A 13,795-nucleotide genomic window follows, 5' to 3' on the forward strand; every position below is an offset into this window, starting at 1 on the left:
CTTCGCGGCCGGCCCCCACCGGGATCATGCGTCGATGTAGTCGGCGATCACGTCGAGCGTGGACTCGACGGAGTTGAGCTGGGTGTTCAGGTGCCGGATCCACCGGCCCTTGGGTTGCAGGGCTGCGTGCGGGGCGACGACGCCGGTAATGAAGCGACGGATCTCGGTGAGTTTCTCGCGGATGACCGCGACCTCGTAGGCCTGGAGCTCTGTGGGGTCGGAACAGAACTTGTAGCCGTCCGCTCTCGTCCAGATCAGGGGCGGCCAGCCGTGTTCGGCGATGGTGTCCCGAAGGCAGGCCAGGCCTGAGCGGGCCTGGTGGGCGGAGAGTTCACTCGACCTGACCAACTGGTTGAAGGCCAGGCCAGCAGGTCGTGCCTCGAAGAGGATGAAGCGGACGGTGTCGGCGTGCCGTTGGGCCGCCGGTGACCGGCGCTGTGACGCGCGCGGCATCCCACTACTCGCCCTGCAGCAGGCGGGCCAGTTCGCCGTCGACGTCGACCTTCCCGGTGTCCACCGCCGTCTCGATCCAGTCGAGCGTCGCCCGTACGCGCGCGCAGTGCGCTGGTCGCACTCGTGTACCTGCGTCACCACGAGACCCTCGCCCGTATCGCCGCGGCCTTCGGGATATCCGTCGGCACCGCCCACACCTACATCACCGCGGTCACCGCTCTGCTCGCCGAGCAGGCGCCGGGCCTGCTGAAGACGCTGCGCGCGCACGACCCGGACTTCGTCCTCTTGGACGGCACGCTCGCAGAATGCGACTGCGTCGGCGACGGCAGGGCCGACTACTCCTCGAGACACAAGCGGCACGGGGTGAACGTGCAGGTCGTCACGGACCCGGCCGGCGAGATTCTGTGGCTGTCGCCGGCACTGCCGGGCCGGAGCCACGACCTGACGGCCGCCCGCACCCACAAGATCCTCCGGATCTGCGCGCGCCAAGGCGTCCCGATCCTCGCCGACATGGCCTACATCGGTGCGGGCGACTGGGTCACCACCGCCAAGCGCCGCCCGCCAGGCGGTGAACTCACCCTCACCGAGCGGGCCCGGAACCGGGCCCTGTCCGCGACCCGGGCGCCCGTCGAACGAGGCATAGCACGGCTGAAGTCCTGGCAGATCTTCCGCAGATCCCGGATCAGCCCCAACCGCATGAGCGTCATCACCAAAGCCGTCCTCACCCTGGAGAAGCAACTCTGAAAACGCTCAATCACTGACCACGGCGCTTCGTCCCCGGTGCCTGCGCCTCCTGGCGGAGTCGTCGATCGTCACGTCAAGCCGCGGAGGCGGCGGAAATTCTCCATGAGTGCACCGGATCTGGCCCTACAGCGAATGAAGAAGCAGTTCACTCTCGGAACGCATCTGGTGCACCGTCGGGATATACGGACGCTTGGGCTCGAAATAGCCTGGTGGTGCAGGAGCCGAGGGACACCGGGCCTGAGCCTGTGTACCACGCGGAAACCCCACCCGGAATGCAGATCGGTTCAGCTTAGGCGGCAATTGCGCATTACCCGATTCCTTTGCTCCCGCCGCTGCCCAGTCACATGGAAGTCGATGCAAATGCAATCGACGCCGTTCATCCCGCAGGAGGTTGTCGAAAGGTGTCCACGATGCCGGTCGGTGGGCTGGTTCCCCGAGCCATCGACAACGCCGCGGACTTGGTGGTCCGCAATGCGAAGATCCACACCGGAAACCCCGTCCGCCCACAGGCTGAGGCGATCGCCATCCGCGACGGCATCATCACAGTTGTCGGTGACGACAACGACGTCGCCTCCCACGTCGGCCCGGACACGAAGGTGGTCGACGCCCTCGGCCGCCGGATGGTTCCTGGCCTCAACGACGCGCATCTGCACGTCATCCGAGGCGGGCTCAACTACGTACTGGAGTTGCGCTGGGACGGTGTCCCCACACTGCGCCAGGGCCTGGCGATGCTGCGTGAGCAGGCCGCCCGTACGCCCAAGGGCCAGTGGGTGCGGGTGGTGGGCGGCTGGTCGGCCGAGCAGTTCGCCGAACGGCGGCTGCCGACCGTCGCCGAGCTCAACGCCGCCGCGCCGGACACCCCGGTGTTCGTCCTGAACCTGTATCAGTCGGCCATCCTCAACCGGGCCGCGCTGAAGGCCGCCGGATTCGACAAGGACACCCCCGATCCCCGGGGCGGACAGATCATGCGCGGCCGGGACGGAGAGCCGACAGGCATGCTGCTGGCCGCGCCCGGCGCCCTCATCCTCTACTCGACGCTGGCCAAGGCGCCGGTCTTGGACGAGGAGCACCGGAAGAGCTCGACCCGGCACTTCCTGCGCGAGCTGAACAGGTTCGGGCTGACGTCCGCGATCGACGCGGCCGGCGGGTTCCAGAGCTTCCCCGAGAACTACAGCACCATCGTCGAGCTGGCCGAGGCCGGTGAGCTGTCGCTGCGCATCGCCTATCACCTCTTCCCGCAGACCGCAGGCCAGGAGGTCGCCGACCTCGCCCGCTGGATCGAGATGGCCTCTTTCGATGACGGCGACGAATGGCTGCGGCTCAACGGCGCGGGCGAGAACCTCACCTGGGCTGCGGCGGATTTCGAGAACTTCGCCCAGCCTCGTCCCGAACACCCCCCATACGAGGCGGAGTTCGAGAAGGCGGTGCGTCTTCTCATGGAGAACGGCTGGGGATTCCGACTGCACGCCACCTACGACGAAACCATCCGCCGGGATCTCGCGATCTTCGAGAAGCTAGCTGCCGAGGGACTCTTCCCGGCCGGGAACCGCTGGTTGTTCGACCACGCGGAGACCGCGTCGCCGGACAGTCTCGACCGTGTCGCCGCGCTCGGCGGTGCCATGTCCGTGCAGAACCGGCTGTCCTTCCAGGGCGAGGCCTTCCTGCGTCGCTACGGCCCCGGAGCCGCCGCCGACGCCCCGCCGATCGCTGCCATGCTGGAGCGTGGGCTGACCGTGGCCGGCGGCACCGACGCCACCCGGGTCTCCACCTACAACCCCTGGGTCGCGCTGCACTGGCTGGTGAGCGGCCGGAACGTCGGTGACCTGGTACTGCGCCCGCGCAGCAACCGGGTCGACCGGCAGACCGCGCTCAGGATGTTCACCCGGGCCGGCGCCGAGCTGACCGGCGAGGAGAAGGTCAAGGGCATCCTGAGCCCGGGGTTCTACGCGGACCTCGCCATCCTGTCCGACGACTACTTCACCGTGCCCGAGCCGGAGATCCCGCACATCGAGTCGCTGCTCACGGTCACCGGCGGGCGAATCGTCTACGCCGTCGGCGAGTACGAGGGCCTGGACGAGGAGCTGCCGGCCATCACCCCTGAATGGAGCCCGGTGGCGCACTTCGGCGGCTACCAGGCCACGCCCGGGACGGGCCTGTCGGGCGCCCGCCAGGCGCACGCGCTGGGCGAGGCCGTCGCCGAGTCGGAGCAGCACCGTCAGTGGCGCGCCCGACGCGGCCTGGCCCCGGAGACCGTGAGCTCGTTCTTCGACCCCTGCTTCTCCCTCTGATCTCCCGGGAGGGGCCCGGCCACGAGCCGCCCCTCCTGGGAAACCACCCCCAACTCGCGCCGCACAGAGCGCGGTTGCGTTCGACAGCGCACACCCGTCCGCGATCACCACACACCTGGAAAGGCCCCGTCATGGTCAATATCTCCGAGGTCACCGCAGCCCCCAGCCCCGACCTGCTCACCCCGGACAACTGCGCTGTGCTCTTCATCGACCACCAGCCGCAGATGTTCTTCGGTGCCGCCAGCGGCGACCGCACCGCGATCATCAACGCGACCGTCGGCCTGGCGAAGGCCGCCAAGGCGTTCGACGTGCCGGTCGTGCTGAGCACTGTGGCCGCCGAATCCTTCTCCGGTCCGATCATGCCGCAGCTGCCCGAGGTCTTCCCCGACCAGCAGATCATCGACCGCACCACGATGAACGCCTGGGAGGACGCCAACTTCGTCGAGGCGGTCAAGGCCACCGGCCGCAAGAAGCTGGTCTTCGCCGGTCTGTGGACCGAGATCTGCATCGCCCTGCCTGCGCTCTCCGCCATCGCCCAGGGCTACGAGGTCTACGTGGTCACCGACGCGTCCGGTGGCGTCAGCCCGCAGGCCCACGAACACGCCATCCAGCGCATGGCCCAGGACGGCGCCGTCCCGGTCACCTGGGTGCAGGTGCTGCTGGAACTGCAGCGTGACTGGGCCCGCAGTGAGACCTACATGCCAGTCATGGACGTGGTGAAGGAGCACGCCGGTGCCTACGGCCTCGGCGTGGTTTACGCGCAGGCCGTCATCGGAGCCCACGCGGCCGGCTGATCTCCGCCCTTTCGCAGAGCGGTCGAGGACAGAGCCAGGAACAGGCAAGGAAAAGATGAACGCTGGACTGCTGGTCCTCCGGCTGGTGGCGGGACTTCTCATCGCCGGCCACGGAGTACAGAAGGTGAGTTTCCGGCTCGGGGGCCACGGCTTGGCGGGCGGAACCGAGGAGTTCCGCCACGACGGGTTCCGCGGCGGGCGGCTGACCGCGATCGTCGCGGGTGCCAGCCAGATCGGGGCCGGCCTGTTCCTGGTCGCCGGACTGCTCACACCTCTGGCCGCGATGGCCGCCATGGGTGTGATGACGGTTGCGGGCACCGTCAAACGGGCCAAGGGCCTGTGGGTGCAGAACGACGGCTACGAATACCCGTTGGTACTCGTCGTCGTCTCCGCGGCGCTGGCCCTCACCGGGCCCGGCCGGTGGTCGCTCGACCAAGCCCTGGGCGTCACGCCCTGGCCGCTGTGGGTCGTCCTCCCCGCGACCGTGGCTGGCCCGGTGAGCGGACTGCTCACCCGCCTGGTGCTGCACCGCCCGTCCGTAGAATCGGAAAGGACGCAGTATGCGCAGGCTGCTGAATGACGCGGTACGCACGCTCGCACCGTCCAGACAGGACCCCCATGGCCCGCTGCCTCCCCTGATGCTGGCGCTGACGGTGGTCACCGGTCTGGTGGACGCGGTGAGTTATCTGGGGCTCGGGCACGTCTTCGTCGCCAACATGACCGGCAACGTGGTGTTCCTGGGGTTCGCTCTGGCCGACGCCGTGAACCTGTCCGTGCTCGCCTCCGTCGTCGCGCTGACGGCGTTCCTTCTCGGTGCGCTCGCAGGGGGCAAGCTCGGCACCCGGTTCGCGACGCACCGTGGAAACCTGCTGAAGACGGCCACCGCCGTGCAGACGGTGCTGGTCGCCGTCACCGTGGCTGCGGCCGCGGTCACCGACGGCCGGGTCACCACGGGTGTCCAGTACACGCTGATCGTGTTCCTCGGGCTCGGCATGGGCCTGCAGAACGCGGTCGCCCGGCGCCTCGGCGTCCCGGACCTCACCACGACCGTACTGACCCTGACCCTGACGGGGCTGGCCGCGGACTCCACCCCGGCCGGCGGGGCGGCGCCGCGGCCCGGCCGCCGCATCCTGTCCGTGCTGGCAATGCTTCTCGGCGCACTCGTCGGAGCCCAACTGGTCCTGCACGGCCACCTCGTGCTCACCCTGAGCCTGGCCCTGCTGCTCCTCGCGGTCACCTCCGTGATCACCCACCGCCTCTCGGCCGCCGACCCGGCCTGGACCCGGTCACCTTCCTGAGACGGGGACCGCTTGTCCCACAAGGGCGTAACGGATACGTCTGAGCTTGATCATTGACCTCGCTGCTGTTTCAGGCGGACGTGTTCGGTGAGTGCTTCGATTCGTTTCACGGTCTTCCCGGGCTCGTGACGTGGGGTTGGCCTGCGATTCTTCGAGCCGGGTGGTCGTCCGGGCCCGGCCTTTAAGGGTCTGGGCACGTCGGCGGGACGGGCGGCCTTCACGCGGAGGTGACGGAACGCCCGGCTGACCCGGGCAGGGGTGAGCCGACGAGGCTGCGCTGGCTGCTCCCGGGGCCTGCGCAGATCCTCGGCGAGGGGCCGGGCCAGGCGGAGTTGGGTGTGAGCGGAGGTGATCAGCCACGTCTTAAGGCCGGCCGTGTGTGGATCGCGGACCTTGGGGACGGTCCAGCCCAGGGTCTGCTTGAACAGCCGAAAAGTATGTTCAAGGAGCAAGCCGTAATGCCTGCATAGATGACTCCGAGGACGGGAATGTGTCGGCCATCGGGGTAAATGGCCCGCGTCGTCGGAGCGGCCGGGGCAGGTCTGCGCGGCGCGATCGAAGCCTTCTGCCTCGACTCCGCTCCCCGGCACCTCGCACTCTCGCCAGGGGGTGGCTCCGCCTGATTGGATCGCGGTCATGACATCGGACACCGAGACCATGCGGAACCACTGGTGGTGGTGGCCCGGTTGGAGCGTGGGCCGCCGCTTCTACACCTGACACCTCACCTTCGAGGGACAGGACGATGTCCACCGCCTGGCCGCTGAATACCGGGCCGCCCTCGCCCCACTGGGAGAAACCGTCACCCTGATCCCCGACCAGTGGCTGCACCTCACCATGCAGGGCATCGGCTTTGTGGGCGAGACGAGCGAGAAGGACGTCGACAGGATCGTGGACGCCGCCGGGGAACGACTCGCCGAAGTCGCGGCCTTCGACGCCGAGATCGGCCCGGCCGTCATCGACCCGGAGGCCATCCTGCTGCACGTCCACCCGGACACGCCGGTGCGGCGGGTACGCGACAGTGTCCGCGCGGCTATCGGCGATGTCCTCGACGAAGTGCCCGAACGCGCCGATGGGCTCACTCCTCACGTGTCGGTGGCCTACAGCGCCAGCGACGGCCCGGCCGTCCCGGTCGAGACTGCTCTAGCCACCATCGATCTCACGCCCGCCCGTACGCGGATCACCAGTGCCGAGCTGATCGTGCTGCACCGCGACCGGCAGATGTACGAGTGGGAGACGTACGCCACGGTCCCGCTGGGATGACCCGTGGCGCCATCCTTAGTGAGGGGGCGTACAGCGAAGTCGCCTGCTGGGCGATGGCGCCTTGTTTGCAAGTCGCCACAGGGGCGGTATGGCACCGACGCCATCGTCATCACCTCCCTAGCGCCATGTCACGACCGGTAAGGAACGTCGTTCGCGCCCGAGGGGACAAGCTTCTTGCGCAATCTGACACAAAGAATCCGCAGCCGTGGAAAGGTGAGAACTCCTGTACGAACAAAGACGAGACAGGAGTGGCAGCAGAAGTGACGGCGCCGGGGACCGACGCAAGGCCCGCACTTACTCGGTTACACCGAGTCCTGATCGGCGTCGTCGTGACGGGGGCACTGGTCATCGCCGGTATCGGCTTCGCCGGCTCGTACGCCGCCGTGCGCGAGCTGGCGATCAAGAAGGGCTTCGGGAACTTCTCCTATGTCTTCCCGATCGGCATCGACGCCGGCATCTGCGTCCTGCTCGCCCTCGACCTGCTGCTGACCTGGATCCGCATCCCGTTCCCGCTGCTGCGCCAGACCGCATGGCTGCTGACCGCGGCGACCATCGCCTTCAACGGCGCCGCCGCCTGGCCGGACCCGCTGGGCACCGGCATGCACGCGGTGATCCCGATCCTGTTCGTCGTCGCGGTCGAGGCCGCCCGGCACGCCATCGGCCGGATCGCCGACATCACCGCCGACAAGCACATGGAAGGCGTCCGCCTCACCCGCTGGCTGCTCTCCCCCCTGCCGACCTTCCTGCTCTGGCGCCGCATGAAGCTCTGGGAGCTGCGCTCCTACGAGCAGGTCATCAAGCTGGAGCAGGAACGTCTCGTCTACCAGGCCCGCCTGCACTCCCGCTTCGGCCGGACCTGGCGCCGCAAGGCACCCGTGGAATCCCTGATGCCGCTGCGCCTGGCCCGCTACGGCGTCCCGCTGTCCGAGACCGCCCCCGCCGGCCTCGCCGCCGCGGGCATTGACGCGCCGCCGATCCAGTTCACCGTTGAGCGTGCCACGGTCCCGGCGCAACGGCAGAGCCCTGAGCCTGAGACCACCGTCGTTCAGGAGACGGAACAGGAACTGGCACAAGTGCGCGGGCCGCAGCAACCTCAACTGACTGAGCTGACGCGAGACGCATCTCCGGGCCAGCCGCACGAACCGCAGAGCCAAAGGCATGCCCAGCACCTCGCCGATGCCTATCAGGCATGGCTCGCGGCCTTCGGATCCGAGCCGACGAGCGCCCAGTTCGCTCTGTGGCTCCAAGACCAGTACGGCATCGCGACAGCAGCCGGCAGTCCGCTGTCTGACAAGCAGCTTGAACCCCTGCTGCGACTCCTCAAGCAGCGTCACGCAGCCACAAATGAGAAGGCACGCCAAGCCCCGCAGGATGCGGACGTCGGGTGGGTCGACTACTTTTACAGCGCGTGGCTCACCTACGCGCACCAGCACGGGATCTACCCCGATGCGGCCACCCTCGCCACATACGTCTACGAGCGGGACCAAGTCGCTGGCAGCAACGGCCAGCCCATCACGGGCGAGGATCTAGAGCACTTCGTTGCGGGCTTTCGGCAGCGAGAGTTCGACGAGACGGAGCCGGCCGCCAACTCGGAAGCCGCCGAGTTCATCACGCAGGAACCCTCGGACGAGGCCCTCCCGCACGCCGGCCAGCCCGAGGAGGCACCCGTCGGTGCGGACGCGCATCCTGCCACGGAGATGCGCAACCCGCGAGCGAACGCCGCGATCGACCAGGCGGACGAGGACGACACGGCCAAGGGGCCTGCCACACTCACCACAGTCGACCGCTACTACCTCGCCTGGGCGGAGTACCAAACCGAGCACGGCGAGGAACCCCGGGCCGAGCAGCTCTCCGCCTACCTCGCCAACACGAAGGGCATGAACGGTCGCGGCGGAAAGCCGGTCAGTCCTTCCACCCTGCGCCGCTACCTCCTGCCGTTCCGTGTCTACAACCTCTGGGCGGAACAGCGCGTGCGCAACGACGCACCGTCGCTCGAGGTCATTGCGCAGGAGTGCGCAGCCCACGGGATCACTGCACAGCACAACCGGCCGCTGGCCACCGACTACATTGCAGCGCTAGCCGTTGATTTCGAACGGCGCTGGCACGCACTGATCCGCCACCACGCGCAGTCCCAATAGTGGCCAAATCTCCCGTTGCTGAGTCCGTAGTCAGGTCTCAGCATTCCGGGCATTTCGGCCCGGAAGGTCCGTCTCGTCACCAGAGCCTCAGGGGCTCGGCTTGAGTAGGGTCTCTCGATTCTGTCTGCCGCTGGTGCGGCAGGGTTGCGCCACCTGCCCGCCCCGCCTCCGCCGTGCGGCGGGGGCGGGTGGCGCGGGTCTTCTGGTCGGCTCCGCGAGGCTTCGATACCCGCTTGGGGGTGTCCTGGTCTCCGGCCACTCCGGTACCGGTCATGCAGGCTGCCGCGAGGGCGGCGAGGTTGCGTGCGGCGTTGGCGTCCCGGTCGATGACCAGGTGGCAGGCGTCGCATTCGTAGGTCCGGACGTGCAGCGGCAGCTTGGCTTTCGCCGCACCGCACCCGAAACAGGTCTCAAGACGGCCCTGATCGACCTGCTTGCCGACGCGCCAGGCGACATCATTCCCAGCGCCCGGTGCGCACCAACGGCTACAAAGCTTTGCGCACCGCAGGATCCGAGCCATTCAGGAGGTCGTTGATGAGCTGCTCAGTCTCCGGCTCCAGCGAGCAGTCCAGGGTCCGGTTGATCTGCTGTACGCGCGTGATCGCGGTGTGCACCCCGGAGCGGTTCCCGTGCGAAGCTTCAAGACGCATCCAGTCCCGGTAGAGGAGCTCGGCCGTGGGGTCGACGTCGAGACCGGTCGCGACGGCCTGACGCGCGGCGACGACGTCATGATGGGGGCCTGCAGGGATGCGGTAGGTGGCCACGGTGTGCGCGATGTCGATGATCCGCGTGATCATTTCCTGCTGGTGGGGCTCGGCCCACGGCAGCGGCCGGCCGCCGAACGGTCTGCCCCGCACCAGCGTCAGTGCCTTCTCCAGGTCGCCCAAGCCGGAGAGGCCCAGCGGCAGGGCGTGCTCGACGAGCTGGAGGAAGCGGGTCCAGTCGCAGCGGACACCGGCAGCCAGACGGTAGGGGTCCTCGCCCGCCTTGCGGCGAGGCACATAGAGTTTGTCGGCCGGGTCGCTGCCCAGCGAGCTGCGCAGCCCCTGCATCCGCGCATTGAGGGTGCTCGTCGACCACGGTCTGACGGGGTCCATGTCCGTACACAGCACATCCGCGCTCCGGCCGGGCCGGAAATACAACAAGGCGGCCAACTGCGCCATCTTCGGGCCGTGGCCGGTGCTGTCCACGCCCGTCACCTCTACCGGCCCCAGAACCCGGATCTCCGGTGCGTGCAGATCCTGCGCTTCACACCCGTTCTGCTCTCCCGCCGCTGTGTCGGCGGAGTCCGCAGCAGCCGGAGCCGATGGCGCCGTGGCTTCAGTGTCCGCACCGGCTTCGCTGTCGCGCTGGGCTGCTGTTGCGGCGGGGGAGAGGAGGCGCAGTCCGGACGGATCGGTGCCGGCGGCGAGCAGGGCCGGGAAGACCGCGTTGTTCGCATCCGCCGCCTCTGCCGGTGGCGGGACCGAGGCCGCACCCTCGGTCGCGGTGGACTCCTGCGGTGATGTCTCCTGGGGCGGTTGCGTGCCGGCGAGCTCGTCCGGGACGTTCTGCCAGGGCCCGGCGGCCGGGTGGGAGGGCTGACCGGACAGTTTCAGCGCGGTGGCGATCTCCAGGTAGGCGGCGTGCTCCAGGCGCTGCACCGTGATGTCGGTACCGGCGTAGTCGAAGGGCTGGGACTCGCTGAGGGAGGCGTTGAGGATCTCTGCCTCGGGGAAGTGGGCGGCCGCGGTGCCGGCCGGGGCGATCAGTGTGACGGGCACGGACCCGGCCCGGTCGATGACGTCGGCGAACTGCCAGGCCGCGTCTTCGTCGAGGGCGGACGCACACAGCAGCAGATAAGGCTGATGCCGCATTTCAGGCATCTGGTGCATTTCCAGCAGGCGTTCGCTCAGATCACGCAGCGCAGGGGTGGGCTGCCGCATGTGCGCGATCCGCGCGGTGGGCAGCAACTGCGGCAGGTCCTCGCCGAACCCTACGGTGACGACCTCTACGTCGCCCGCCCACGGACTCATCCCGAGTTCCAGGGCGAGCGAGGTGCATACCTCGGTGATGTGGACCGGGTTGCCGTCCAGCAGCAGTGCGGGCAGCTGCGCGAGGTTGAGCAGCAGCAGGTCGCCCGTCTCGGTACTGCCGATCGTGACCAGCGCCGGGTACGGCGCTGGTATGGCCCGGGCGGCCTCGTCGTCCAGGAGTGCGGCATCAGCGGGCAGGACCCACCAGCCGCCCTGCCCGGAGGTGAAGGGGGCCACCGGCTCCTGGGCGAGGTCCTCGGGCAGTACCTCCACCGTGCGGGCTCCGATGCGGGCGGCCCGCAGCGATGGCAGGACCGCATCTTCCCCTTGCTGGGCCACGTAGTGAGCCAGGGCCCGCAGCGCCAGGTCCAGGCGGGCAGCGGTGCCGGGTTCGGCGGTCGCCGCCAACTGGGCCTCAGCGGCGGAGGTCTCCGAGGCGATCGCGATCGTCTCGCCCGGCCTGCGGCGCCGGCGCTGCAGGGTCCGGCGCAGGGCGAGCGCGCCGGTGATGGCCGCAGCGAGCAGCGCACCGGCGCCGAGCACGATGCGCAGGTTCAGCGGGCCGGCCGACGGCGGCACCGGAGCCTGGGGCGTTTGGGCGCTGGGGGAGGAGGCAGCGGCACCGGATGGCTCCGTCGACGTCGACGGGGAGGCGGCCGAAGCCGAAGCCGAGGTGCTGGGCTCAGGCCTCGAGGACGCCGCTGCGGACGGCGAAGCCTGCTCCTGCCCGGACTGCTCGGCAGGACGACTGGACGGTGCACTGGGCGCCGACGACTGCGGTGCACCTGTCGCGTTCTGGCTGGGCACGGGTGCCTGTGCGTCGCCCGTGCCGTCGCCAGGCTTCTGTGTGCCGTTGGGGATCTGGCTGACCGGGGGAGTGGTCTCCTGGCCGCCCGACTTCTCGCCTCGTCCTCGGTCTTGGGGCGGCTGGGAGGTGGTCTCTGCGCCGGGCACGGTGATGTGCTGCCCCGGGTGAATCATGTCCGGGTCGGTGATCTCGGGCAGGCCGCGCGGCTGCGGCTTGCCCCGGCTGGCCTCGAACAGCCGCGGCCATTCATTGCCATCGCCGAGCTCATCCTCCGCGATCTTCGACAGGTAGTCGCCGGAGTGGACCGTGACGACGTGCCCGTCCTTCTCACCGGCAGCCGGGGCGCTGTCGCCGAGTTGCGCACTGACGCCTCCCACGGCGGCGGTTTCGGGCATCTGCAGCTGCCAGCCGGGCTGCAGAAAGCTGTTCGCGCGGAAGACCGTGCCGTCGGCCATGGTCCGGCCCCCGTTCAGGGCGGCGATCTCCCGCCACCGCTCGCCGTCCCCCAGCTCCTTCTCGGCAATGCCCCACAGGCTCTGCGCGGGACGCGTCTGGCGCACCGTGTACATGGCGCGAGACCCAGGCGCGCTTGCCGCGGGCGCCTGGGCCTGCTCGGTTCCGGCGGCCTGCGGCGCCTGGGCCTGTCCGGGGACGCGTGCCGACGTGGAAGTTGGAGCGGCCTGGGCGTCGGAGGCCAGCGCCGAACTGGTGGGCAGCAGCACCAGGATGCTGCCGATCAGCAAGGCCGCGGCACGCTGCGAGGCGCCCATCCCGCGCGGGGCGTGCCAGGTCCGGCCCCGCACCTGCGCAATGAGCTCGCGTGCGGCGCAGAACGTGAACTGCAGCCAGCCGATCCAGCCCACTGCGGTGAGCAGCAGCAGGAACACGCTGCCGGTGTCCTGCCGGTCGAGCAGGTGCGTGAGGTCATCGTGGCTGGCAGTCCAGATGACCGGGGTGGCCCAGGCCAGCAGGAGTGGCAGCCCGGCGACCGTGACCGCCAGGACCAGCAGGCTCAGCACGGCCTTGAGGATCCGCGTCAAGGTACGGCCGGCAGTTGCGGCGGGAGAGGGGGCGGTGCGCATCAAATTCCTAATTCTTCGGGAGCCGTGACGCCGTGCAGGAGGGTGGCCTTGCCGTGGCCGGACACAGGCAGCGAGCCGATCCCCACCACCGACAAGAACTTCGTGTCGTACGAGCCGGTGACCGTGACGGTGAGGGACGTGCCGTCGCCAGACACGCTGACCGCGCCGGTGACACCGGCGGAGCGCAGGTAGGCCTGGGCTGCGGCGACCGCGGCCTGCGGATCGACGACGATGGCCCTCCCGCCGATCGCGTCGGCCGGGTCGATGGCCTGCCCGCCGGCCCGCGCGGCCTCACCGGCGATGTAGTCGGCGCGTTCCGTGGCCCGCATCTTGCTGCCACCGTCGACGGCGACGCCGATGATCCCGATCAGCGCGATGACGCACACAGCGACGAACACCGTGACGCCTCCGGCATCGTCCAGCCGCGCTCGGCGCAGGCAAAGCTGGCGAAAGATCATCACTCACCCCTCTGCCTGAACTGGTCCACCACCGAGGTCGCCGTCGACGTGAGCGTCTTGGCTCCTGGCACGCCTGGAAGCAGAAGGTCGGACAGATTGACCACGCAAGTCACGGTCACGGTGACGGTGCCGACCTGTCCGACCGGCACACTGAGACCGCCAGTGTTGACACTGACGTTGGTCGACGAGCACTTGATGCCCTGGTCGTCCAGAGACTCGGCTGCCGCCGCCTGCGCTGCGCTCTGTGCGGCCGCCGCCGTGCGGTGGATGGACGCCTCCCTGGCCGCGTCCTCCGCCGCGGAGTCGATTTTCGCGCCGGAGGTGACGATCCGGCCGCCCGCGATCGCCATGCACAAGAACATGATCAACACTGGCAGGACGATTGCCGCCTCGATCGCGGCACTACCCTCATCGCTGCGTAGTCTGCCTGCCCAAAGAGCCATGGATGGCACGCGAT

At 69.0% G+C, this 13,795-nt stretch carries 11 protein-coding genes and 3 pseudogenes; 7 read left to right on the forward strand and 7 right to left on the reverse strand.

Features of this window, described 5'->3' with window-relative positions; translation table 11 throughout:
* Positions 1-24: 24 nt before the first annotated feature.
* Positions 25-453: a RacP protein gene (locus tag FNH09_RS01850; protein ID WP_152884389.1), complete on the reverse strand. Its 429-nt coding sequence runs from the start codon at positions 451-453 to the stop codon at positions 25-27.
* 4 nt (positions 454-457) lie between these two features.
* Positions 458-556, reverse strand: a pseudogene (locus FNH09_RS01855) (DUF6192 family protein); the annotation flags it as partial.
* A gap of 5 nt (positions 557-561) precedes the next feature.
* On the opposite strand from FNH09_RS01855, the pseudogene FNH09_RS01860 reads away from it, so the two are divergent.
* The 5 genes and pseudogenes from FNH09_RS01860 to FNH09_RS01880 all read left to right on the forward strand — a co-directional run.
* Positions 562-1,197, forward strand: a pseudogene (locus tag FNH09_RS01860) (transposase); the annotation flags it as partial.
* A gap of 410 nt (positions 1,198-1,607) precedes the next feature.
* Positions 1,608-3,485, forward strand: coding sequence for an amidohydrolase (locus FNH09_RS01865; protein ID WP_152884391.1), 1,878 nt, complete (start codon positions 1,608-1,610; stop codon positions 3,483-3,485).
* A gap of 131 nt (positions 3,486-3,616) precedes the next feature.
* The gene (locus tag FNH09_RS01870; RefSeq protein ID WP_152884393.1) at positions 3,617-4,279 is read left to right on the forward strand and encodes a hydrolase; all 663 of its coding nucleotides are present in this window, start codon (positions 3,617-3,619) and stop codon (positions 4,277-4,279) included.
* A 55-nt stretch (positions 4,280-4,334) separates the two neighbouring features.
* Positions 4,335-4,859 (forward strand): DoxX family protein, encoded by a 525-nt coding sequence (locus FNH09_RS01875; protein ID WP_152884395.1) that lies wholly within the window; start codon positions 4,335-4,337, stop codon positions 4,857-4,859.
* Complete coding sequence (locus FNH09_RS01880; protein ID WP_152884397.1) at positions 4,840-5,577, forward strand: YoaK family protein; 738 nt, start codon at positions 4,840-4,842, stop codon at positions 5,575-5,577. The genes FNH09_RS01875 and FNH09_RS01880 overlap by 20 nt, the downstream gene beginning before the upstream one ends.
* A 50-nt stretch (positions 5,578-5,627) precedes the next feature.
* Here the strand turns inward: FNH09_RS01880 and FNH09_RS49710 are convergent.
* Positions 5,628-6,023, reverse strand: a pseudogene (locus FNH09_RS49710) (NF041680 family putative transposase); the annotation flags it as partial.
* Positions 6,024-6,429: 406 nt separating this feature from the next.
* Here FNH09_RS49710 and FNH09_RS01890 point away from each other — a divergent pair.
* Together FNH09_RS01890 and FNH09_RS48095 are read left to right on the forward strand one after the other, a co-directional pair.
* Positions 6,430-6,837 carry a 2'-5' RNA ligase family protein gene (locus FNH09_RS01890; protein WP_338017433.1) on the forward strand — a complete coding sequence of 136 codons (408 nt, stop codon included), beginning with the start codon at positions 6,430-6,432 and terminating at the stop codon, positions 6,835-6,837.
* A 248-nt stretch (positions 6,838-7,085) separates the two neighbouring features.
* Positions 7,086-8,975, forward strand: coding sequence for a DUF2637 domain-containing protein (locus FNH09_RS48095; RefSeq protein ID WP_338017434.1), 1,890 nt, complete (start codon positions 7,086-7,088; stop codon positions 8,973-8,975).
* Positions 8,976-9,051: 76 nt separating this feature from the next.
* Here FNH09_RS48095 and FNH09_RS01900 read toward each other — a convergent pair whose 3' ends face one another.
* From FNH09_RS01900 to FNH09_RS01915, 4 genes are read right to left on the reverse strand one after another with little or no spacing between them, the layout of a single operon-like run.
* Positions 9,052-9,495: a zinc ribbon domain-containing protein gene (locus FNH09_RS01900; protein WP_238426384.1), complete on the reverse strand. Its 444-nt coding sequence runs from the start codon at positions 9,493-9,495 to the stop codon at positions 9,052-9,054.
* On the reverse strand, positions 9,461-12,880 hold the full coding sequence (locus FNH09_RS01905) for a LysM peptidoglycan-binding domain-containing protein (protein WP_152884401.1): 3,420 nt from the start codon (positions 12,878-12,880) through the stop codon (positions 9,461-9,463). The genes FNH09_RS01900 and FNH09_RS01905 overlap by 35 nt, the downstream gene beginning before the upstream one ends.
* On the reverse strand, positions 12,880-13,338 hold the full coding sequence (locus FNH09_RS01910) for a TadE/TadG family type IV pilus assembly protein (protein WP_152884403.1): 459 nt from the start codon (positions 13,336-13,338) through the stop codon (positions 12,880-12,882). Before FNH09_RS01910 ends, FNH09_RS01905 begins: the two co-directional genes overlap by 1 nt.
* A complete protein-coding gene (locus FNH09_RS01915; RefSeq protein ID WP_152884406.1) occupies positions 13,338-13,781 on the reverse strand; it encodes a TadE/TadG family type IV pilus assembly protein in 444 nt (147 codons plus the stop codon). The genes FNH09_RS01910 and FNH09_RS01915 overlap by 1 nt, the downstream gene beginning before the upstream one ends.
* Between the last annotated feature and the right edge of the window lie 14 nt (positions 13,782-13,795).

Origin of the sequence: Streptomyces adustus, from assembly GCF_009377175.1 — a bacterium.
In the GTDB taxonomy this organism is placed as follows: domain Bacteria; phylum Actinomycetota; class Actinomycetes; order Streptomycetales; family Streptomycetaceae; genus Streptomyces; species Streptomyces adustus.